General features: G+C 69.3%; 26 protein-coding genes. 16 read left to right on the plus strand and 10 right to left on the minus strand.

Annotated features, from left to right (window positions below; all coding sequences use genetic code 11):
* Position 1: 1 nt before the first annotated feature.
* Genes LX88_RS38710 through LX88_RS38720 form a run of 3 tightly spaced genes read left to right on the plus strand, consistent with a single transcriptional unit; the run spans position 2 to position 1101 of the window.
* Positions 2 to 562 carry a 3'-5' exonuclease gene (locus tag LX88_RS38710; RefSeq protein ID WP_258952719.1) on the plus strand — a complete coding sequence of 187 codons (561 nt, stop codon included), beginning with the start codon at positions 2 to 4 and terminating at the stop codon, positions 560 to 562.
* Between the two features lie 10 nt (positions 563 to 572).
* The gene (locus LX88_RS38715; RefSeq protein WP_258952720.1) at positions 573 to 821 is read left to right on the plus strand and encodes a hypothetical protein; all 249 of its coding nucleotides are present in this window, start codon (positions 573 to 575) and stop codon (positions 819 to 821) included.
* A 28-nt stretch (positions 822 to 849) separates the two neighbouring features.
* Positions 850 to 1101, plus strand: a complete 252-nt coding sequence (locus tag LX88_RS38720) for a hypothetical protein (protein WP_258952721.1) — start codon at positions 850 to 852, stop codon at positions 1099 to 1101.
* On the opposite strand, the gene LX88_RS38725 is transcribed toward LX88_RS38720, so the two are convergent.
* Complete coding sequence (locus LX88_RS38725; protein ID WP_258952722.1) at positions 1091 to 2146, minus strand: DUF2855 family protein; 1056 nt, start codon at positions 2144 to 2146, stop codon at positions 1091 to 1093. The two genes, LX88_RS38720 and LX88_RS38725, sit on opposite strands and share 11 nt — an antisense overlap.
* 38 nt (positions 2147 to 2184) lie before the next feature.
* Between LX88_RS38725 and LX88_RS38730 the strand changes: the two genes are divergently transcribed.
* Complete coding sequence (locus LX88_RS38730) at positions 2185 to 2760, plus strand: TetR/AcrR family transcriptional regulator (protein ID WP_258952723.1); 576 nt, start codon at positions 2185 to 2187, stop codon at positions 2758 to 2760.
* Here the strand turns inward: LX88_RS38730 and LX88_RS38735 are convergent.
* Together LX88_RS38735 and LX88_RS38740 are read right to left on the minus strand one after the other, a co-directional pair.
* On the minus strand, positions 2741 to 3193 hold the full coding sequence (locus LX88_RS38735; protein ID WP_030480020.1) for a MaoC family dehydratase: 453 nt from the start codon (positions 3191 to 3193) through the stop codon (positions 2741 to 2743). The genes LX88_RS38730 and LX88_RS38735 overlap by 20 nt on opposite strands.
* An 11-nt stretch (positions 3194 to 3204) precedes the next feature.
* Positions 3205 to 3957 carry an SDR family oxidoreductase gene (locus tag LX88_RS38740; RefSeq protein ID WP_258952724.1) on the minus strand — a complete coding sequence of 251 codons (753 nt, stop codon included), beginning with the start codon at positions 3955 to 3957 and terminating at the stop codon, positions 3205 to 3207.
* Between the two features lie 130 nt (positions 3958 to 4087).
* Here LX88_RS38740 and LX88_RS38745 point away from each other — a divergent pair, with 130 nt between their 5' ends.
* Both LX88_RS38745 and LX88_RS38750 read left to right on the plus strand, forming a co-directional pair.
* Positions 4088 to 4888, plus strand: a complete 801-nt coding sequence (locus tag LX88_RS38745) for an SDR family NAD(P)-dependent oxidoreductase (protein WP_258952725.1) — start codon at positions 4088 to 4090, stop codon at positions 4886 to 4888.
* A 2-nt stretch (positions 4889 to 4890) separates the two neighbouring features.
* The gene (locus LX88_RS38750; protein WP_258952726.1) at positions 4891 to 5862 is read left to right on the plus strand and encodes a quinone oxidoreductase family protein; all 972 of its coding nucleotides are present in this window, start codon (positions 4891 to 4893) and stop codon (positions 5860 to 5862) included.
* A 379-nt stretch (positions 5863 to 6241) separates the two neighbouring features.
* On the opposite strand, the gene LX88_RS38755 is transcribed toward LX88_RS38750, so the two are convergent.
* The 5 genes from LX88_RS38755 to LX88_RS38775 form a co-directional block, all read right to left on the minus strand.
* Positions 6242 to 6703: a DUF6319 family protein gene (locus LX88_RS38755; protein ID WP_245983645.1), complete on the minus strand. Its 462-nt coding sequence runs from the start codon at positions 6701 to 6703 to the stop codon at positions 6242 to 6244.
* A gap of 93 nt (positions 6704 to 6796) precedes the next feature.
* Positions 6797 to 7018, minus strand: coding sequence for a hypothetical protein (locus LX88_RS38760; RefSeq protein ID WP_258952727.1), 222 nt, complete (start codon positions 7016 to 7018; stop codon positions 6797 to 6799).
* On the minus strand, positions 7015 to 8172 hold the full coding sequence (locus tag LX88_RS38765; protein ID WP_258952728.1) for a S8 family peptidase: 1158 nt from the start codon (positions 8170 to 8172) through the stop codon (positions 7015 to 7017). Before LX88_RS38765 ends, LX88_RS38760 begins: the two co-directional genes overlap by 4 nt.
* Before the next feature lie 63 nt (positions 8173 to 8235).
* Positions 8236 to 9393, minus strand: coding sequence for a cation:proton antiporter (locus LX88_RS38770; RefSeq protein ID WP_307791925.1), 1158 nt, complete (start codon positions 9391 to 9393; stop codon positions 8236 to 8238).
* Between the two features lie 20 nt (positions 9394 to 9413).
* Complete coding sequence (locus LX88_RS38775; protein ID WP_258952730.1) at positions 9414 to 9887, minus strand: cation:proton antiporter regulatory subunit; 474 nt, start codon at positions 9885 to 9887, stop codon at positions 9414 to 9416.
* A gap of 18 nt (positions 9888 to 9905) precedes the next feature.
* Here LX88_RS38775 and LX88_RS38780 point away from each other — a divergent pair, with 18 nt between their 5' ends.
* The 5 genes from LX88_RS38780 to aroH all read left to right on the plus strand — a co-directional run bounded on the left by LX88_RS38780 (position 9906) and on the right by aroH (position 13482).
* Positions 9906 to 11006, plus strand: a complete 1101-nt coding sequence (locus LX88_RS38780) for a DUF1015 family protein (RefSeq protein ID WP_258952731.1) — start codon at positions 9906 to 9908, stop codon at positions 11004 to 11006.
* 64 nt (positions 11007 to 11070) lie between these two features.
* Positions 11071 to 12015: a tetratricopeptide repeat protein gene (locus tag LX88_RS38785; protein WP_258952732.1), complete on the plus strand. Its 945-nt coding sequence runs from the start codon at positions 11071 to 11073 to the stop codon at positions 12013 to 12015.
* On the plus strand, positions 12015 to 12761 hold the full coding sequence (locus LX88_RS38790; RefSeq protein WP_258952778.1) for an ATP-binding protein: 747 nt from the start codon (positions 12015 to 12017) through the stop codon (positions 12759 to 12761). The genes LX88_RS38785 and LX88_RS38790 overlap by 1 nt, the downstream gene beginning before the upstream one ends.
* Positions 12762 to 12792: 31 nt before the next feature.
* Entirely contained in the window at positions 12793 to 13086 is a 294-nt protein-coding gene (locus LX88_RS38795; RefSeq protein ID WP_258952733.1) for an STAS domain-containing protein, read from the plus strand.
* A gap of 33 nt (positions 13087 to 13119) precedes the next feature.
* Positions 13120 to 13482: a chorismate mutase gene (aroH, locus tag LX88_RS38800; protein WP_258952734.1), complete on the plus strand. Its 363-nt coding sequence runs from the start codon at positions 13120 to 13122 to the stop codon at positions 13480 to 13482.
* Positions 13483 to 13542: 60 nt separating this feature from the next.
* Here aroH and LX88_RS38805 read toward each other — a convergent pair whose 3' ends face one another.
* On the minus strand, positions 13543 to 14292 hold the full coding sequence (locus LX88_RS38805) for a homocysteine S-methyltransferase family protein (RefSeq protein WP_258952735.1): 750 nt from the start codon (positions 14290 to 14292) through the stop codon (positions 13543 to 13545).
* Positions 14293 to 14403: 111 nt separating this feature from the next.
* Positions 14404 to 14844: a pyridoxamine 5'-phosphate oxidase family protein gene (locus tag LX88_RS38810; RefSeq protein ID WP_258952736.1), complete on the minus strand. Its 441-nt coding sequence runs from the start codon at positions 14842 to 14844 to the stop codon at positions 14404 to 14406.
* A 218-nt stretch (positions 14845 to 15062) separates the two neighbouring features.
* On the opposite strand from LX88_RS38810, the gene cmk reads away from it, so the two are divergent.
* The 5 genes from cmk to LX88_RS38835 all read left to right on the plus strand — a co-directional run bounded on the left by cmk (position 15063) and on the right by LX88_RS38835 (position 19604).
* Positions 15063 to 15749: a (d)CMP kinase gene (cmk, locus tag LX88_RS38815; protein WP_258952779.1), complete on the plus strand. Its 687-nt coding sequence runs from the start codon at positions 15063 to 15065 to the stop codon at positions 15747 to 15749.
* Positions 15746 to 16378, plus strand: coding sequence for a lysophospholipid acyltransferase family protein (locus LX88_RS38820; protein WP_090069401.1), 633 nt, complete (start codon positions 15746 to 15748; stop codon positions 16376 to 16378). Before cmk ends, LX88_RS38820 begins: the two co-directional genes overlap by 4 nt.
* Positions 16375 to 17796 (plus strand): ribosome biogenesis GTPase Der, encoded by a 1422-nt coding sequence (gene der, locus LX88_RS38825; protein ID WP_258952737.1) that lies wholly within the window; start codon positions 16375 to 16377, stop codon positions 17794 to 17796. The genes LX88_RS38820 and der overlap by 4 nt, the downstream gene beginning before the upstream one ends.
* Positions 17797 to 17862: 66 nt before the next feature.
* Positions 17863 to 18495 (plus strand): response regulator, encoded by a 633-nt coding sequence (locus tag LX88_RS38830; RefSeq protein ID WP_258952738.1) that lies wholly within the window; start codon positions 17863 to 17865, stop codon positions 18493 to 18495.
* Complete coding sequence (locus LX88_RS38835; protein WP_258952739.1) at positions 18489 to 19604, plus strand: sensor histidine kinase; 1116 nt, start codon at positions 18489 to 18491, stop codon at positions 19602 to 19604. The genes LX88_RS38830 and LX88_RS38835 overlap by 7 nt, the downstream gene beginning before the upstream one ends.
* Positions 19605 to 19770: the final 166 nt, after the last annotated feature.

Below are 19770 nucleotides of genomic sequence, written 5' to 3' on the forward strand. Positions count from 1 at the left end.
GATGCGGGACGATCAGCGTGTGATCGCGTTGGACGAGGTGCTGGTGGTCGACGTGGAGTCGACGTGCTGGGAGGGCACGCCGCCTCCCGGTGAGGTCTCGGAGATCATCGAGATCGGGATCTGCCCGGTCGCGGTGGCATCCGGGGTGCGCGGGGAGCGGCGGTCGGTCCTGGTGCGTCCTTCGAGGTCTTCCGTCAGTCCTTTCTGCACTGAGCTGACGACGTTGACCTCTGCGCAGGTCGCCGGCGGTGTCTCGTTCGCCGAGGCCTGCGCGTTGCTGCGCAAGGAGTTCCGCTCGGACCGCCGGGTGTGGGCCTCGTACGGCGACTACGACCGGAAGATGTTCGAACGGCAGTGCGCCGACTTCGGGGTCCGGTATCCGTTCGGGCCGCGGCACGTCAACGTCAAGACGTTGTTCGCGCTGGTGCACGCCCTGCCTCGGGAGGTCGGGATGGCCGAGGCGGTGCGGCTGGCCGGGCAGAGGCTCGACGGCACGCACCACCGCGGGCACGACGACGCCTACAACATCGCTGGGCTGCTGACCACGCTGTTGAAACGATGAGAGAGACTGAATGAACCAGGAAGTCGAGCGGCTGGCACGTGCGGCCGCCGAGTATCGCGGTGCGGGACACGGTCTCGTCGAAGTCGTCGACTTCCTGGTCGAACAGCATCCAAGACTGAGGGAAGCGCCCTTTCGGCTTGCCCTGGTGCTTCGAGCCGCTTTCGATCTCCCGACGCGCGAGCTGCACACCATCACCGCGTGGGTCCGTGGCGAGATGTCGAGAGACGCTCTGGAGAAGTGGTTTTCAGAGGCTGCTTGAGCGGCGTCAGAAGGTGAGAGGAGCTCTGGTGGATCCAGAAGTCGAACGGCTGGCTCGCGTAGCCGCGGAGTACCGCGAAGCCGGGCACGACCTCGTCCAGTCCGTTGCCCTCCTGGTCGATCGGCATCCGGCTCTCCGGGAGGAACCTCTTCGGCTGCACCTGGTGATTCATGTTGCGTTCGGTCTTTCGATATCGGACGCGAAGTCCGTCATCTCCTGGGTGCAGGGCGCTATTTCGCGAGAGCAGCTCGAAGAATGGTTGCACCGAATCAAAAGCTGATCACGTCGGCCGTGCTGGGGTTCGTCTTGCCCGCCAGCACCGACTGCCACACGTCGACCAGCTCCTCTGGGCCGCTGTGCTGGACGACGGCGACCCAGTCACCGGCCTGAGCGGTGAAACCACGCCAGGCCTCGCCGAAGCGCTGGGCCAGGCCGTCGGAGCCCCAGTCGGCGGTGCGCTTGCGCAGCCGCTCCGGTGCGAAGAAGAACTCGGACCGCGCGTCCTGCGGGGAGACCTGGTGCGTGAGGCCGACCGAGACGTCCTTGACCAGGCCGGAGCCGAGCTGGTCGTGCAGGGCCGACCGGACGTCGGCCGACCCGCTGAAGTCCAGGTACACCGAAGGTTCGACGTCCACCGAAGCGCCGTAGGGGAGCACGGTGTCGTAGAGGCCCAGGCTCTTCGTGAACTCCACGTTGCGGGGCGAGGTGAGGCCGACCAGCCGGACGCCCTGGCCCTTCAGGCAGTGGGCGGTGCCGAACGCCGTCTTGCTGGACGCCGATGAGATGACGACCGTGCGGGCGCCGTGGAAGTCGTTGTCCACCAGCCGGTCGGCCAGCAGGAACGACGTGAGGAACAGCGGCCGGTACAGCACCTGCAGGTCTTCCGAAGCCGCGTCGTAGGCGGGGTCCTGCGAGGTGACGAGGTAGCTGTTGTAGACGGCCGGGAGCTCGGCGCGGTGGTCGGCCGTGTCCATGAAACCGGACGAGGTCAGTTCGGCGCGCACGACGAGGTGGCTCGCCATCGGCAGGTAGCCGTAGACACGGGTGCCGGCGGGCAGAGCGTCCACTGTGGAGTCGACGACGTCGGCGAAGCCCCAGAGGGGGATCACGCCCCGGCCGGGGCCGCCGGCCGGGAAGAAGTTCCAGTAGCCGATGACGTCGGCGATCACGCCGTAGGTGACGTTGTTGGCGGTGAGGCCCACGTGGCTGACGCGGAGCAACACCTCGCAGTCGGACAGGTCGGACGACCTGGGTAGTTCGTCGTGCAGCACTTCGGTTTCGGTGAGGTCGTCGCGATCGACGACCACGGTCCAGCGACTGATCATTGCCTGGGTTCTCCTTGGCCGGGAGGTACGCTCCGGACGTGACCGTGCCTGAAAGACTGATCGACGCCGCCACCCGCCTGTTCGCGGACAAGGGGTACGAGCGCGTCGCCGTGCAGGAGATCGTGGAGCACGCCGGTGTCACCAAAGGCGCGATGTACCACTACTTCGGGTCGAAGGACGACCTGCTGCACGAGATCTACGGGCGGTTGCTGCGCTTGCAGACCGAACACCTGGAGAAGATCGCGTCGAGCACCGGGCCGGTCGAGGAACGGCTGCGCGACGCCGCTGTCGACGTGATCGTCACGAGCGTCGACGACTTCGACGCCGCGAAGGTGTTCTTCCGCTCGATGAACCACCTCTCGGAGGAGAAGCAGAGGGAGGTCCGGGCGGAGCGGCGGCGCTACCACGAGAAGTTCCGCGGCCTGGTCGAGGAGGGGCAGCGGAACGGGACGTTCCGCGACGACGTGCCCGCCGACGTCGCCACGTACTACTTCTTCGGGTCGTTGCACCAGCTCGGCACGTGGTACCGCCCGGACGGGGACATCCCGGCCGGGCGGCTGGCGGAGCACTACGCGGACCTGCTGATCCACAGCCTCACGGCACGATCACGCTGACGATCTCGGCGACGCACGCGGGCTTGTCGCTGCCCTCGATCTCGATGACGACCTTGGTCACGAGCTGCTTGCCCAGCGCGATGTCCGTGACGTCCAGCAGCTCGACCCCGCCGCGCACCCTGGCGCCGACCAGCACCGGCTGCGGGAAGCGGACCTTGTTGCTGCCGTAGTTCACGCCCATCTTGATGTTCTTGACGGTGTAGACGTCCCGGACCAGGTACGGCACCAGCGACAGCGTCAGGTAGCCGTGCGCGACCGGTCCGCCGAACGGGCCCTTCTTCGCCTTCTCGACGTCGATGTGGATCCACTGGTGGTCCAGCGTCGCGTCGGCGAACAGGTTGACCTGCTCCTGCGTGACCTCGTGCCACTCGCCGAACCCGAGGTGCTCGCCCTTGGCGGCGACCAGCTCGTCGATGCTCTCGAAAGCGCGCATGGTGGGAGTCCTCAGTCCTTCGGTCCGCCGGCGACGTAGATGACCTGGCCGGACACGAAGCCGGCACCCTCGCTGACGAGGAACGACGCGGTGTGCGCGATGTCCTCCGGCTGGCCGACGCGCGCGACCGGGATCGCCTGCGCGGCACCGGTGAGGAAGTCCTCGAACGGGATCTTCATGCGCTCGGCCGTCGCCCTGGTCATCTCGGTGGCGATGAAACCGGGCGCGATCGCGTTGACCGTGACGCCGAACTTGCCGAGCTCGATCGCGAGGGTCTTGGTGAAACCCTGCAGACCGGCCTTGGCGGCGGAGTAGTTGGCCTGGCCCCGGTTGCCGAGGGCGGAGGTGGAGCTGAGGTTGACGACGCGGCCGAAGCCGACCTTGGTCTGGAACGCCTGCACGGCCTTGCTCATCAGGAACGCACCGCGCAGGTGCACGTTCATGACCGTGTCCCAGTCCGCGGAGGTCATCTTGAACAGCAGGTTGTCGCGCAGCACGCCAGCGTTGTTGATCAGCACGGTCGGGGCGCCGAGGGCCTCGGCGACCTTCGCTACCGCGGCGTTGACCTGCTCCTCGTCCGCCACGTCGACCTTGAGGCCGATGGCGCGCCCACCACTCGCGATGATCTTGTCGGCGCCGTCGAGCACGCCCTGCTCGTCGAGGTCGAGCAACGCGACGGCCAGGCCGTCCGCGGCGAGGCGCTGCGCGACCGCGGCACCGATGCCACGAGCCGCGCCGGTGACGATCGCAACCCTGTCGGCCACGGGTCCTCCTTCGGTGAGGGGATGGTGAGCTAAGCAAGCGCTTAGTAACGTACCTATCAGTCCGCTTGACGTCCAGGCCTGTGCGGACGACCATACCGACTGGTCGGAATGTGGCAATTCGAGGAGGCAGATGCCCGTGGACTTCACCGGCAAGGTCGCGCTCATCACCGGCGGATCCAACGGCATCGGCGCCGCGTCCGCCCGGCGGCTGGCATCGCACGGCGTCCGCGTCGTCGTGGCTGATGTGGACGCCGACCAGGGCAAAGCCGTCGCCGATGAGATCGGCGGCGTGTTCGTGCGCTGCGATGTGACGGTTCCTTCGGACTCCGCCGAGGCCGTCGCCCTCGCCGTGAACGAGTTCGGCGGGCTCGACATCGCGTTCCTGAACGCCGGCATCGGCACCGGCTGCTCACTGGGCGACGACTTCGACGTCGACGTGTACCGGCGCGCGATGGCGATCAACCTCGACGGCGTCGTCTACGGCGCGCACCACGCGTTGCCCGAGGTGCGCAAGCGCGGCGGCCAGATCATCGCCACGGCGTCCATGGCCGGCCTCATGGCGATGCCGGGCGACCCCGTCTACGGCGCCAACAAGGCCGCCGTCGTCGGGCTCGTGCGCTCGCTCGGTGGTGCCTATCCCGACGTGCGCGTGAACGCGCTGTGCCCTGGGTTCGCCGACACCAACATCATCGTTCCGCTGCGCTCGACGCTGGAGGAGATCGGCATGCCGATCATCCCGGTGTCCGCTGTGGTGGACGCCTTCATGTCCATCGTGGAGGGTTCGGGGACCGGCGAGGCCTGGTTCGTGCAGGCAGGCCGTACGTCGGAACCGTTCGGGTTCCGCAACCCGCCCGGGCCTCGTGCCGCTGACGGCTCGCGCATCGAGGCCGCCCGCAAGGACCCCGTTTCCATCGCGCTTGAGGAGAACTGACCGTGCGTGCCATCCAGATCACCGAGTTCGGCGGGCCCGAGGTGCTCCAGCAGGTGGAGCTGCCCGACCCCGTTGCGGGCGAGGGCGAGGTGCTGATCAACGTCTCGCGTGCCGGGCTGAACTACGCGGACACGCATCAGGCCGAGAACTCCTACCTCGCGAAGATGGAGTTGCCGCTGGTGCCCGGCGGCGAGGTCGTGGGACTGACGGAGGACGGGCGTCGGGTCGTCGCGCTGACCAAGAACTCCGGTGGGTATGCGGAGAAGGCTGTTGCGCCTGCTCTGACCACCTTCGACGTTCCTGATGGTGTGGACGATCTGACTGCGTTGTCGTTGGTCGTTCAGGGGGCTACCGCCTGGCTGTTGCTGCGGAAGTCGACTCACATGGAGGCCGGTGAGTCGGTTGTCGTCCACGCCGCCGCTGGTGGTGTGGGGACGATTGCCGTTCAGCTGGCCAAGTTGTGGGGGGCCGGGCGGGTCATCGCCACCGCTTCCTCCGAGGAGAAGCGGAAGCTGGCGCTTGATCTCGGGGCCGACGTCGCGATCGACTCCCGTGCTGCCGACATGACCGCCGCGTTGAAGGAAGCCAACGGTGGGCGGCGGGTTGATGTCGTCCTGGACATGACTGGAGGGGCTGTCACTGACCAGTCGTTGGTTGCGTTGGCTCCGTTTGGGCGGCTTGCGTTTTATGGCATGGCCTCGCGGGAGAGGCCCAAGCCGGTTGACCTCGGGGCGTTGCTGGTGCACTCCACGGCCGTTGCGGGTATGTGGTTGCCCCACGCGTTGAAGGTTCGGGATGGTGAGCATGGGACTTTGGCTCATCGGGCCATGGCCGAGTTGTTCCAGCTTGTTGTGGATGGGTCGTTGAAGGCCGTTCCCGGTGGGGAGTACGGGCTTGGGGAGGTTCGGCAGGCCCATGAGGATCTTCGGGCTCGTCGGACTGCTGGGAAGCTGGTTCTGGATCCTTCGCGTTAATCGCATGGGTCACCTTGCGGGCGGCCTGGTTGCGTTGCGTGCTTCCCCCGGAGCTCTGCCCCGGACCCCGGCAATCTGATCAGGGGGTCCACGCCGTCAGTAGGTAGATGGCATGCCTGTTGCGTTGGGCGGCTGCCGATTGCGTTGAGAGTGCGTTTGGCGGTGGGGTCCCGTCACGAGCCGCACCAAGAGCGGGCATGCAGCAAGTGCTATGGCGCGACTCGTGATGGGACCCCGCCGCCGGGCCCGCTTGGTAAGGACGGCTCGCCTTCGGCTTCGCGGTTGGTCTCGCTGAACCAGTAAACCTGCGATTAGCAGTCGTCGTGTTGCATGCGAAAGGGCGGCTCGCTTGTGCGGGCCGCCCTCTTGCGTTGCTGACCTACTCGGAGAGCTCTGCCAGCTGGGCCTTCACCCTGGCCAGCTCGGCCTCCAGCTCCTCCATGCGGGTGCGGTGCTGGTCGCGTGCCGCCTCGAGCACCGACTCGATGCCCTCCGCGATGTCCACGTGCAGTTCCTTGGCCGCCTTGGCGACGGCGATGGCCGGGATGACCAGGCCCGACACGACGCGCTGCGTGCCGTGGACCAGGTCGGCCTGCCATTCGCCCTCGGCGGTGCCGGTCACCGTGAGCGTGAGCTCTACGGTGCGGGTCTTCTTCGCCGTGCTCTTCGGGCGGCCTGCCTTCGGCTTTTCCGCCTTGGGGGCTTCGACCTTGGGAGCCTCGGCCTTCGGCGCTTCCACCGGCTTCGGCGCCTCGGCCTTCTCGGCCACTGGGGCCGACGCCGGAGTCTCCTCCACGACGGTCTCCTCGACTGCCTGCACCTCGGTGAGCGTGTCCGACACGATCAGGTTTCCTCTCTCCGCAACGACGTGACCCCGCGCACAGCATAGAACACATGTTCGATCAGCCGTCGATGGGGTCGGGAGAGAGCCTAGTCAGTACGGCGGGAGCTGTACGCGCCACTGCCGTTCGACGTCTATGACGCCGGGCACCGCCTGCAGGGCCGGGATGGCCCTGACCTCGGTTGTGCCGGTGACCACGCCCAGGGCCTCCAGGACCGTGTCCACCACCAGGCCCGCCTCCCGCAGGTCGTCCAGGACCTGCGGGAGGCTGCCCTCCGTCACGGAGACCATCACCTGGTCCACCGAAGCGGTCATGGCGCCTGGACGAGTCCGCTGCCGATGTCGGTGGACGGCAGCGGCAGGCGCAGCGCGGTGCCGGCCAGGCGGGCCCACAGTTCGTAGCCTCGGGCGCCGGTCTTCTCCGCGATCAGCACTGCCACGCCGGCCACGTGCGGGGTCGCCATCGACGTGCCGCGCAGGCGTGAGTACTTCTGGGGGAGCTTGAACGACGAGTAGACGTCGACTCCCGGTGCGCACAGGTCGATCTGGCCGATCTTGTCCGCCGAGCCCGAGGAGAACGACGCGATCGCCCGGTTCACGTCGACCGCCGCCACCGCGATGATGCTGGGGCAGCGGGCCGGGTGGCCGACCGGTGCGACGCGGGCCGGGCGTGAGGAGGCGTTGCCCGACGCGGCGATGATCAGCGTGCCCTTGGCCATCGCTCGCTGGGCGACGGTCTCGTAGATCTGCGAGTACGGCGTGTTCACCGGGACGTCGGCTCCCAGCGACATCGAGATGATCGCGCAGCCGTTCGCCACCGCCCAGTCGATGCCCGCGAGGATGCCGCCGTCGGAGCCGGAGCCCGCGTTCGACAGGACCTTGCCCGCGAAGATCTCGGCCTCGTGCGCGACGCCGTAACCGGGCAGTGTGGCGGGCTTGCGCGGGCCCGCCGACGTGCCGATGCAGTGCGTGCCGTGGCCGTGGCCGTCCTGCACGTCCTCGCCGGTGATGAACGACTTCGTGGTGATGGTGCGGCCCGCGAAGTCCGGGTGGTTCTTCTCCCAGCCGGTGTCCAGGACCGCGATCTTGACGCCCTTGCCGGTGGCCGTGCTGACGTCCGCGCCTACCGCCTGCAGCCCCCAGGTCAGCACGGATTCGTCGGCCGTGGCCTCCGGTGCCTCTTCCTCGGCCGGTGCCGCGAACACGTGCACGACGCGTTCGGGCTCGACGATCAGCACCGCGCCGGGACCCTCCGCGGCGCCGTTCAGCTCGCGCAGCAGGTTCGGGTCCCCGGACACCACGGCGACGCCGAGCTCCGGGAACACCTGCAGCGTGTCCGAGTCGATGTCACCGGTGTTCGGGTTGAACCCGGCGATCGCGCCGAGCTCGGCCAAGCCCTCTTCGACGGCGTCTTCCTGCAACAGCACCAGGAACCGGCCGGTGGTCTCCACTTCCGCGGGTTCGGTCATGACTGTTCGCCCCTACTCTCCGTCTAGCCCTCACTAGAGAGTCGTCACAACGGGGCAGTTGTTTCAGGCCATTTGCCGTCTGCGCTGAAAGAATTCACCGATTGGCTCAACGTACTTCGCCGCGATGGGCCCGAGGATCGCCATCAGCAGCACGTACGCGGTGGCCAGCGCCGCCAGGTCGTTGTGGACCTGACCGGACGCCACGGCCAGCCCGGCGATGACGATGGAGAACTCGCCGCGCGCCACGAGTGCCACGCCCGCCCGCATGCGGCCCATCTTGCCGATGCCCTGGCGTTTCGCCGCCCACCAGCCCGTGAAGACCTTCGTCGCGGTCGTGACGGCGGCCAGCGCCACGGCGATGCCGAGCACGGGCGGGATCGAGCGCGGATCGGTGTTGAGTCCGAACACCACGAAGAACATCGCCGCGAACAGGTCGCGCAGCGGCTCGAGCAGGCGCGTGGCGTTCTCGGCCGTCGACCCGGAGATCGCGATGCCGAGCAGGAACGCGCCGACCGCGGCGGACACCTGCAGCTGCGAGGCGATGCCCGCGACGAGCAGCGCCGAGCCGAGCAGCTTGAGCAGGAACACCTCGTGGTCGGGACTGTCCACAATGGCTGAGATGAACCGGCCGTACTTCAACGCCACCACCAGGACCACGGTGATCGCGAGCAACGAGATGCCGACCGACGTGAGCCCGCCGATGAAGCTCACGCCCGCGAGAACGGCCGTCAGCACCGGCAGGTACACGGCCATCGCGAGGTCCTCGAACACGAGCACGGACAGCACGACCGGCGTCTCGCGGTTACCCAGCCGCCCCAGGTCGCCGAGCACCTTCGCGACGATGCCCGACGACGAGATGTACGTGACGCCGGCCATCGCCAGCGCCCCGACCGTGCCCCAGCCGAGCAGGTACGCCGCGATCGCGCCCGGCGCGGAGTTCAGCACCAGGTCGAGCACGCCGGCCATCCAGGACTTCTTCAACCCGGTGGTGAGCTCGGACGCCGAGTACTCGAGGCCGAGCAGCAGGAGCAGCAGCACGACGCCGATCTCGCTGGCGATGTGCGTGAACTCCTCGATGCCGTGCAACGGGACGAACCCGCCGTGGCCGAACGCGAGCCCGCCGATCAGGTACAGCGGGATGGGGGAGATTCCGGCACGGCGAGCGACACGACCCAGCAGACCGAGGCCGAAGAACACCGCGCCGAGCTGGATCATGGCCATGGTTGTCTCATGCACTGTGCTTAACCGCCGTGGAGGATCTCAGCGGCGGCGTCGAGGCCCTCCGCGGTGCCGACGACGACCGCGAGGTCGCCGTTTTCGAACAGGAAGTCGGGGCCGGGCGACGGATGCGCGTTGCCCGCGCGCACGACGGCCACGACGGACACACTGGTCCTGGTGCGCAGAGCGGTCTCGCCGAGGGTGCGGTTCGCGAACGCGGTGACCGGCAGCTGGCGGGTGGTGATGCCCGCGATGTCGCGGGTCTCCTCGCGCAGGTGGGCGACGAGCTGCGGCGCGCCGAGCAGGCCCGCGAGCGTGCCGGCCTCTTCTGGTGAGAGGGGTATCGAGGCGGCGCAGGAGTCGGGATCCGTCGCTTTGGACAGGATCAGCTCGAACCGGCCGTCCCGGTAGGTGATCACGCCTACGCGTCGCCCGGCGCGGATCGTGAAGTCCTGACGCGTCCCGATGCCCGGCAGGGGCGTGATCTCTACGTTCACACAGATCATGATACGTGCATGTCACTGCGTGTACGCCCCGTGCGTCGCGGCTGGGTGGTACGTGAACGCGTGCCCGGCCCCGACGTCGACGAGTTCGCCGAACCCGGCCAGGTGATCGGGGCGCTCGCGAGAGCCCCGCACGGCACGTTGCTGGCCGTCCAGCACCCCCACCGCACGCCTGCCGCGCTGGCCGCGGGCATCGGGCTGCTCGACGCGCTGCCCCACGCCAGGACCGAGCTCGCCGCGCTGATCAGGAGGGCGTACACCGAGGTCAGCGACGTGGTGGCGCCGTACCGGGTGGACGGACCGGACGGGACGGCGTGCGGTCTGCTGTGCCTGGTCGACCCCGACGGGATCGAGCACACCGAGGACGTCTACCCGGACGTGGTCGCCGAACGCGGGCAGGTGCTGGCGTCGCTGGGCATCGCGACGAGCGCGGCCATGCTGATCCCGATCACCCCGCACGACGGGCTCACGGACCTGGTGCTCGGCATGACCGAGGAGCCGGCCGTGTCACTTGTGGACTCCGGTGGGCGGCGGCACTGGGTGTGGCTCGTCGGGCCGGGGGAGTCGCAGGAGCGGTTCCTCGAGGCGGCGGGCGCGCATCCGCTGCTCGTCGCGGACGGCAACCACCGGGTCGCGGCGGCGCGGGAGGCGGGGCTCGAGGGCCTGCTCGCGCTCGTCACGTCCGGGCCGGGGCTGCGGGTCGGGCCGATCCACCGCGCGATCACCGGTAGCGGCCTGACCACGTCCGACCTGGTGACCGCGTGGGAACGGGCGGGGCTCGCGGTGTCGTCGCTGCCATACGTCGTCGATCCGGAACCGGGTGTGGTCGTGGTGCGCTGCCCGGACACGGTGCTGCGGGTCGAACTGCCTGCGGGACAAGGGATCGACCACGCCGTCGTGGAGTCGCTGCTGCTGGGCAGGGCGCTCGGGCTCGATCCGGAGAGTCCGTGCGTGCGGGCGGTCGTGGACCCGTCCGTGGAGGCCGAGGCGGTGTTGCTGATCGCGCCGGTACCGCTGGAGGAGGTGCTGGCCGGGACCAAGATGCCGCGCAAGAGCACCTATTTCACCCCAAAGCCGCGTAGCGGACTTCTGCTGGCCGACCTGTCACCGTAGGGCCCTGCCCGGCGGGTTCGTTCGGCACTGGTCGAGTGTCGGCACGCGCCCGAAAATCGTCCTCATGCACTACGAAGCGTCACCCTCGCTGCCTCCGCCGCAGTCCCGGATCGGGCTCGTGCACGTCAGGCACCTGCGGGCGATGACGTCGGCGTTGCGCGCGGTCGACTACCGCTACGGCGGAGGGTCGTGCCGGACGCAGGTGCAGGCACTGTTGTCGTGGTGTGACAAGGCTTTCGCGCACTCGGCCAGTGCCGCCGTGCGCCGCGACTTCCGGTGCGCCATCGCGGAACTGCACGCCCTCGCCGGGTGGACCGCCTTCGACGCGGGACTCGGCGGGTCCGCGCACCGCCACTTCCTCCTCGCCCTGACCTTCGCCCAGGACGAGGACCTGGTGGCCAACATCCGCTACCGGATGGGGCGGGTCCACCTGCACCACGGTGGACCCGCCGAGGCGCTGGGCATGTTCCGGCTCGCGGGGATCGTCGCGGCCAGCCATCACACGAACGCGATCCTGGCCGCGAACCAGGCGTGGTGTTACGCGGAGATGGGAGACCGGGTGGCCGCCCTGGCGTCGCTGGGACGTGCGCACGACGAGTTCGCACGGTCAGACGTCGAACGCGCGGCGCCGTGGGCGGCGTTCTTCGACGTGCACGACCTCTCCGGCATCACCGGTGCCGTCTACAGCTCTCTCGTACGCACCGTCGACCGCGGGTTCGCACGCCCGGCCATCACGGCATTGCACCAGGCCGTGACGGGGTACCGCGACGACATGGCGCGCAGCCGGACGTTCGCGCTGCTCGCGTTGTCGCTCAACCACCTCGTGGAAGGCGACGCGGACGAGGCGGCGGTGACCGCGGGACTGGCCATCGCGCAGACCGGCGACATGATGTCCGCCCGCACGCGCAAGAAGCTCGAACCGTTGCACGTCGAGGCGGGCAGACGCCGCGCGACCACGCTGCGGGAGCTGATCACGCCGTTGCTGGCGGTCCCGTCACTCGCCGCGTGATGGAAGCGCGGACCCGGTGGTTCCCGGCGACACCAGCGTCGTTGCCGGAGATCCGGGCCTTCGTGCGCGACCTCGCCGGTGAGTCGGGGCTGCAGGGCGACGACGCGCGGGACGTGCTGCTCGCGGTGTCCGAGGCGGCGGACAACGCGGTGCAGCGTGCGGGGGCGTCCATCGTCGGGGTGACGTGGGAACCGCGCGACCACGCCGTGCTGCTGACCATCGAGGACGACGGCGTGTTCGACGTCGACGCCGGCAACGGCACCCGTCCGCTGGGCCTGCGCCTGCTGTTCGGCATCGCCGACGAGGTGCAGGTGCGGCCCGGCAAACCGACCTGGCCCGGCACGGTCGTGCGAGCGCTCGTGCGGGTCTGGTCGCGTGCGGGCGTCCCGGACCTGCCCGCGCCTCCGGGACGCCCGCGCGTGCTGCTCGTGGACGGCGACCGGTTCTCCGGCCAGTCGCTGGCCGCGTTCCTGCACGCCGAGGGCTACCAGGTCGCGCTCGTGACGAGCATCGCGGCGGCTGAGGAGTCTCTTCAGAGTCCACCGGCCCTGGCGATCGTCGACCTGCTCACGTCTCATGGTGAGGGGACCAGGTTCGCGGCGGCGGCGCGAACGTTCGGCGTACCGGTTGTAGCCGTTTCGGCGATCGAGCCGGCCGCTCACGTCGCCGATGCATATCTGCCGAAGCCCGCACATCCACTCCGTGTGCTGGCGGCGGTGCGCGATCTGCTGTCTCCCGACTCGTGAGGCACCCACGATGGAACCCCAGCCAGTCTTGTTGGAGGTACGTCGCCACGGCGCGTTGGTGACGCTCACCGGCGAGGTCGACCTGAGCACCAGCGGCCTGCTGCGCGCCGAACTCGCGCTGGCCTGCTCCTCCGGCGACGGCGACGTGGTCGTCGACTTCACCGCCCTGACGTTCATCGGGTCGAGCGGCCTGCACGTGCTGATCGAGACGGCGTCGTCACTGGGACAGCGGCGCCTGGTGCTGCTCGGCGGAGGCTGGGGCGCCTACGTCGTGAACCTGCTCGACCTCACCCTCAAGTTCCCCAACATCGTCGTCGACCGCTGAAGTCCACTGAGGACCGCTGCTAGGGTCGATCGCATGGCGGTGCGAGCGATCAGGGGAGCCACGCAGATCGACGCGGACTCGCGGGACCTGCTGCTGGAGGCCACGGCAGAGCTGGTGCGCGAGGTGCTGACGTGCAACGCGCTGACGTCCGACGACCTGATCAGCGTCGTGCTCACCGCGACACCAGATCTTGTTTCCGAGTTCCCCGCCTACGCCGCGCGCCTGGCCGGCCTCTCGGACGTGCCGCTGCTGTCCGCGACCGAGATCGCGGTGCCGGGCTCGATGCCGCGCGTGATCAGGTTGCTGGCGCACGTCGAGACCGACCTGCCGCGGTCGGCGGTGAAGCACGTCTACCTGCGCGGTGCAGCGGCTCTGAGGACCGACCTCAACCACTGAAAGTTCTGCTGATCGCGTCGATGTGCCGGTGGTCGGTGCCGCAACAGCCACCCAGCACGGTCAGCCGGGGAAAGCGCGCTCTGAGCTTCCGGTAGTCGTCCGCTCCGCCTCGGGGTCGAGCGCCGGCGCGATGTGCGTGGGATGCGCGCAGTTGACCATGTAGTAGGCCGGGTAGCCGTTCGTGGCGCGGTCGACGGCCTCGATCGCGTCGCCCAGCGCGTCCCCGCCCGGCAGCCTGCCGTCCGTCTCGACGGTGAACGAGAGGACGACCGGGACGTTCGCTTCCGCGGCGGCGTCCACGATGCCGGTGGCCTCGGGGACGTTGGTCAGGGTCATGGCGGTGACCAGGTCCGCGTGGGTGCCGGCGAACGTCCTGATCTGCGTCGAGTGGTAGTCGCGCGCCTCCTCGCGGCTCATGGTCGTCGTCTCCGGTCGGTACGCGTCGCCGCGCGGTCCGACGCAGCCGCTGATGACCACGGGGATCGCGAACCGCTGCCGCACGTCGAGAAGCAGGTCGACGACCTTGCGGTTGACTTGGGCGAGGCGGGTCTCGTCGTAGCCGAGCCGCGCGGCCCAGTCGGTGCTGGCGCGCCAGGTCACCGTCTCCAGCACGATGCCGGCACCGTCGCGTTCGGCGATGCTCGCGTAGCGCTCGTAGTAGCGGGTGAGCGCCGCGTGGCCGTCGGGATCGTCGAGCAGCGGGAAGGCGGCGAAGTCGGGCAGGTCGATGCCATCGTCGAAGAGGAGCGTGGTCTCGGCGCCGCCGTCGGCGAGGAACAGCGGGGCGTCGAGCTGGGGCAGCAACGTCATCGGATGCCTCCAGACCGGAGGGCCCAGTGTGCGTTCCGGACGCCGGTTCTGCCCGCCGACACGAAGTGATCGAGGCGGCGCCCCGCCCGGACGAGCGGGGCGCCGGCGACCTCAGGCGCTGAAGTCCTTGCCGGGCAGCCACCCGTTGGCGATGTCCGTGACACGCCACGTCGGCACGGACACCTTCACCGCGCGGATGGGCGTGGCGAGGAACGGCCCGACCTCGGGCACCTTCGCCACGAGCCGCTGCCGCACGGCCTCGTCCTCGGCCCCGTCGACCACCTCGGCCGTGCCGCGGGCCTGCAGGAACGGCTCCATCGGCGACCCGGTCGACACGACCAGCGCCACCTCGGGGTTCTCCCTGATCGCCTTGAGCGTCCGGCCGCGCTCCTCCAGCACGAGCTCGAGCGTGTGCAGCCCGTTCTCGGCGAAGTAGACGCCGCCCACCCACGAGCCGTCCGAACCGGCCGTGGCGAGGAACATCGACTTGTGCGCGGCGAGCGTGCGGCGCAGCAACGCCTCGACGTCGGTGCGCTGTTCAGCGGTGGTCACTCAGTCCTCCAAGGATTGGTGGTGCGCACACCAGATCGGCCGGGAGGGTTCGCGCCTGTTGCCGATTCCACCGATCGATACCGCCGTGCCGTGCCGATCAAGCGGGGCGGGAACCGTCGTGGACTGTCCCGCCTGCGGTGTGAGCGTCCGCACCAGGCACAATGTGAACCGTGGGTGTCTCGGAGGGAGCTGCTGTGGGCCAGGGTCAGTTGCGCGGTGTGGTCGCTCTCGACGGACCGGCCGGCACCGGCAAGTCCACCGTGGCCAAGCGGCTCGCGACGGCACTGGACGCGCGCTACCTCGACACCGGCTCGATGTACCGGGCGATCGCGCTGGCGGTGCTGCGCGCGGGCGTCGACCCGGCGGACGAGGTCAAGGTCGCCGCTGTCGTCGACAACGCGGTGCTCGTGGTCGGCACGGACCCCCGCAGGCCGGGCATCACGCTCGACGGCGACGACGTGTCGGCCGAGATCCGCGGACCCGAGGTGTCGCTGGCGGTGTCACCCGTCTCCGCGACCGGGCACGTGCGCGAGCTGCTGGTCGCCCAGCAGCGGGCGATCATCGCGGACGCCGTCGACCACGTGGGCGGCATCGTCGTCGAGGGCCGTGACATCGGCACCGTCGTGTCGCCCGATGCCCCGCTGAAGGTCTACCTGACGGCGTCGGCGGACGCGCGAGCCGCGCGCAGGACCAAGCAGGACAACGCCGCAGGGCGTCAGTCCACTGTGGACGCCGCGCTCGCCGACGTGCAGCGCCGTGACAAGTACGACTCGTCGCGCGCGGTGTCGCCGTTGAGGGCGGCCGACGACGCGGTGGAGCTCGACAACACCGACCTCGACCTCGTGGGCACCGTGCAGGCGTTGCTGGAGCTCGTGGACCGCCGAGGACTGAGGGTGACCGGGTGAGCGTTCCCGAGGGGACGGTGCCCTGGCTGTTCGACCTCGGCCGCTGGATCGGGCGGGTCCCCTACGCCTGGCAGTTCCGGATTCGGGTGCACGGCCGCGACCGCGTACCCTTGAGCGGCGGCGTGGTCGTCGTCGCGAACCACAGCTCGATGGCCGACGGCCCGATCCTGTTCGGAGTGCTGCCCCGGCGCGTGACTTTCCTGATCAAGCAGGAGATGTTCAAGGGCGTCGCAGGCTACCTCCTGGCCAAGATCGGGCAGATCCCCGTCAAACGGGGAGAGGCCGACCGCACTGCGCTGACCAGCGCGTTGTCCGTGCTCAAAGCCGGTGGCGTGATCGGGATCTTCCCCGAGGGAACGCGCGGTGAGGGCTCCGTGGCGAGCGCGCAGAACGGCGCCGCGTGGCTCGCCAAGACCTCCGCCGCGATGGTGCTGCCGATCGCCTGCCGCGGGACCTACCAGGCCAAGGGCTGGCGCCCCGAGGTCGACGTGCTGATCGGTGAGCCGTTCCACCTTCCCGAGGGGAAGGGCCGGGCGGCCCTCGGCGTTGCCACCGAGCAGGTGCGCGATCGCCTGGCGACACTGGTCGCCGAACTTGATGGACTTCGTATGAGTGAGGGAAGACGATGACGGACCTGGACGGCACCTGGGAGGACGAGGCCGACTGGTCAGCCTTCGACGACCTCGACGGCACTGGCGGTGAGGAAGCCGCGCCGCCACAGCCGGTGCTCGCGGTGGTGGGACGGCCGAACGTGGGCAAGTCCACACTGGTCAACCGCATCATCGGCCGGCGAGAGGCCGTGGTGCAGGACGTACCGGGCGTGACGCGCGACCGAGTCGCGTACGACGCGCTGTGGAACGGCCGCAAGTTCACCGTGGTCGACACGGGTGGCTGGGAGCCGGACGCGGTCGGGCTGCAGGCCTCCGTGGCCGCGCAGGCCGAGCTCGCGATGGCGACCGCCGACGTGATCCTGCTGGTCGTGGACGGGTCGGTGGGCGCCACGTCCACCGAAGAGGCCGTCGCGAAGGTCCTGCGCCGGTCGAAGAAGCCGGTGATCCTCTGCGCGTCCAAGGTGGACGACGACCGGCTGATGGCCGACATCGCGTCGCTGTGGTCGCTGGGGCTCGGCGAGCCGTTCCCGGTGTCCGGCCTGCACGGCCGCGGCTCCGGTGACCTGCTCGACGTGATCCTCGAGAGGCTGCCCGAGAGCCCGCGCGACGACTTCGGCGGCCGCCACGGCGGTCCCCGCCGCGTGGCGCTGGTCGGCAAGCCGAACGTCGGCAAGTCGTCGCTGCTCAACCGCCTGACGGGCGAGGACCGCTCGGTCGTCGACTCCGTCGCGGGCACCACCGTCGACCCGGTCGACTCGCTGGTGGAGCTCGACGGCGAGATCTGGCGTTTCGTCGACACCGCAGGCCTGCGCAAGCGCGTGAAGTTCTCCGGCGGCGCCGAGTACTACGCGTCGCTGCGCACCAAGTCCGCGATCGAGACCGCCGAGGTCGCGGTCGTGCTGCTGGACGCGCACGAGCCGTTGGCCGAGCAGGACCTCCGGGTGCTGACGATGGTGGTCGAGTCCGGCCGCGCGTGCGTGCTGGCGTTCAACAAGTGGGACCTGGTCGACGAGGACCGCCGCAACGAGATGGTGCGCGAACTCGAGCGCGGCCTGGTGCGCGTGCCGTGGGCGGACAAGGTCAACATCTCGGCCCTGACCGGCCGCGCCGTGCACAAGCTCGCCCCCGCCCTGCGCACCGCGCTGAACTCGTGGGACACCCGAGTTCCGACCGGCCGCCTGAACCAGTGGCTGACCGAACTGATCTCCGCGACCCCGCCGCCCGTGCGCAGCGGCAAGCAGCCCAAGGTTCTGTTCGCGACGCAGGCCTCGACCCGTCCGCCGACGTTCGTGCTGTTCACGACGGGCTTCCTCGAGGCTTCGTACCGCCGGTTCATCGAGCGCAGGCTCCGTGAGGAGTTCGGCTTCGAGGGCAGCCCGGTCCGCATCTCCGTGCGCGTGCGCGAGAAGAAGAAGGCCGGCGCCTCCAAGAAGTAGTTTTCTCCGAGTGACGACCCGGCCGATCTGGTTGCCCTTTGCCATGGGGTGCGGTTGGTTGGGTCAGTGGCCGTACGCGTGGTGCTAGCCGACGACGAGGCCCTGCTGCGGCGGGGCCTCAAAGTCCTGCTCGAGGCAGATGGACGAGTGGAGGTCGTCGGCGAAGCAGCCGACGGCGCCGAACTGGTCGAGCAAGTCCTCGCCCACCTGCCGGACGTGGCGCTCGTGGACGTCCAGATGCCCGGCGTCGACGGCCTGGAGGCGGTCCGCCGCCTGCGCACCTGGGCCACCCCACCCGCGATCGCGGTACTGACCACGTTCGACCTGGACGACTACGTGGCGACAGCCCTGGACCTAGGCGCCCAGGGCTTCCTGCTGAAGGACGCCGAACCAGAAGCCCTGGTCCGCGCCGTGGTAGACCTCGCAGCCGGCGGAGCAGTCCTGGACCCGCGCATCACCGCCCGCCTGCTCCCACGCCTGCGCGGCTTCCGAGCGAACCGGCAGCTGGACTCGCTGTCCGCCCGCGAACGCCAGGTCCTGGAGCTGGTGGCGGCCGGCCGCTCGAACCACTCCATCGCCGAGCGGCTCTGCCTCTCCGAAGCGACGGTGAAGAGCTACGTCTCCACCGTCCTCACCAAGCTGGGCGTGGAAAACCGGGTGCAGGCGGCTCTGGTCGCGCACCAGGTCGGTGTGTGGTGAAAGCGGCCCTGCGCGAAATCCTCACCGTAGGCATCACCACAGGCGTCGTCCTCCTGACGCAGGACCGCCCGTTCCCCTGGTCCCTCTGGACCGCGGTAGCCGCCTCCCTGCTCCTGTCCCTCCGCCTGCGCTGGCCGTGGCTGGCGTCCCTCCTGTGCGTCCCCGCGGTAGCCGGCGGCCTGGGTTGGGCACCGGCCCTGGTGGCCCAGTACCGCCTGGGCAGCAAGGAGAAGTCGATCCCTGTCCAGGTCTTCTGGATCCTGCTGATGACAGTCGCCTCGATAGCCCCGGTCCTGCTGACGGAGACCATCCCGATCGGCCCCCTGCTCCTGGCCACCGCCTTCGCCTTCGGCCTGGCAGCAGCCCCCACAGCACTGGGCGCCCTCTTCACCACCCGCAAGGAACTGACCCAGTCCCTCTACGAAACCCGCAGGGCAAGAGCAGCGGAACTAGAGGCCCGAGAAACCTCGGCCCGAGCCGCAGAACGAGCCCGGATAGCCCGCGAAATCCACGACGCGGTAGGCCACCACGCCACCCTCATCGCAGTGGAGTCCGCAGCCCTGGCCGCCACCGCACAAGACCCAGCAGTCCGCGAGACAGCACTACGCCTACGAGCGCTGGCAAAGGAATCGCTGTCCGAGATGCGAGCAGCCCTGGGCCTCCTGAACTCCGACACGACCTACCCGTCCCTGCAAGAACTGGTAGACCGAGCCCGAGTGGCAGGCGTCTCCGTCACGCTGTCGGAAACAGGCGACACCCCTCTCTCCCCAGCAGTCTCCAGAGCCCTCTTCCGAGTAGTCCAAGAGTCCCTCACCAACGTGACGAAACACGCCCCAGGCGCCACGGTGACAGTGACGGTGGACCGAGCGTCCCCAGTACGAGTAACAGTCGTGAACGGCCCAGCCGACCTACCGTCCCCGGCAGACGGCGGAGGCGCGGGCCTGCACGGCCTCTCAGAACGAGTACGCCTGGCAGGCGGCACCCTGACCACCTCGTACCGAACAGACGGCGGCTTCAGCGTCAGCGCCGTCCTGCCGCCCGGTAAGCCGAAGGTTGACGGACAAGAGTCGACTTTCGAGGGTGGCGCCCGAGACGCCGCCACCGCATAGTTCAGGTGTCGGTCGAGGATCGGGGGATCGGTCGGACCGAGGGACGCGGGGACCCGAACTTCGGGTCCCCGCCGTATTTCCGCAGCTCGCGGCCTGTTGTGGGGGCCGTTTTTGATCTCTGTCCGCGGTGTTGTAGGATTTCTCATGCACGCCGGGGAACCGGAAG

Origin of the sequence: Lentzea californiensis, from assembly GCF_024648825.1 — a bacterium.
GTDB classification, from domain to species: Bacteria; Actinomycetota; Actinomycetes; order Mycobacteriales; family Pseudonocardiaceae; genus Lentzea; species Lentzea californiensis.

Bases quoted from the DNA above. Each gene is read 5' to 3' on its own strand.
- LX88_RS38765 (WP_258952728.1), bottom strand. From the start codon at position 8,172: ATGACCGAACCCGCGGAAGTGGAGACCACCGGCCGGTTCCTGGTGCTG.
- LX88_RS38790 (WP_258952778.1), top strand. From the start codon at position 12,015: ATGGAAGCGCGGACCCGGTGGTTCCCGGCGACACCAGCGTCGTTGCCG.
- LX88_RS38715 (WP_258952720.1), top strand. From the start codon at position 573: ATGAACCAGGAAGTCGAGCGGCTGGCACGTGCGGCCGCCGAGTATCGC.
- LX88_RS38735 (WP_030480020.1), bottom strand. From the start codon at position 3,193: ATGCGCGCTTTCGAGAGCATCGACGAGCTGGTCGCCGCCAAGGGCGAG.
- aroH (WP_258952734.1), top strand. From the start codon at position 13,120: ATGGCGGTGCGAGCGATCAGGGGAGCCACGCAGATCGACGCGGACTCG.
- LX88_RS38745 (WP_258952725.1), top strand. From the start codon at position 4,088: ATGCCCGTGGACTTCACCGGCAAGGTCGCGCTCATCACCGGCGGATCC.
- LX88_RS38785 (WP_258952732.1), top strand. From the start codon at position 11,071: ATGCACTACGAAGCGTCACCCTCGCTGCCTCCGCCGCAGTCCCGGATC.
- LX88_RS38780 (WP_258952731.1), top strand. From the start codon at position 9,906: ATGTCACTGCGTGTACGCCCCGTGCGTCGCGGCTGGGTGGTACGTGAA.
- LX88_RS38770 (WP_307791925.1), bottom strand. From the start codon at position 9,393: ATGGCCATGATCCAGCTCGGCGCGGTGTTCTTCGGCCTCGGTCTGCTG.
- LX88_RS38805 (WP_258952735.1), bottom strand. From the start codon at position 14,292: ATGACGTTGCTGCCCCAGCTCGACGCCCCGCTGTTCCTCGCCGACGGC.
- LX88_RS38725 (WP_258952722.1), bottom strand. From the start codon at position 2,146: ATGATCAGTCGCTGGACCGTGGTCGTCGATCGCGACGACCTCACCGAA.
- der (WP_258952737.1), top strand. From the start codon at position 16,375: ATGACGGACCTGGACGGCACCTGGGAGGACGAGGCCGACTGGTCAGCC.
- LX88_RS38710 (WP_258952719.1), top strand. From the start codon at position 2: ATGCGGGACGATCAGCGTGTGATCGCGTTGGACGAGGTGCTGGTGGTC.
- LX88_RS38760 (WP_258952727.1), bottom strand. From the start codon at position 7,018: ATGACCGCTTCGGTGGACCAGGTGATGGTCTCCGTGACGGAGGGCAGC.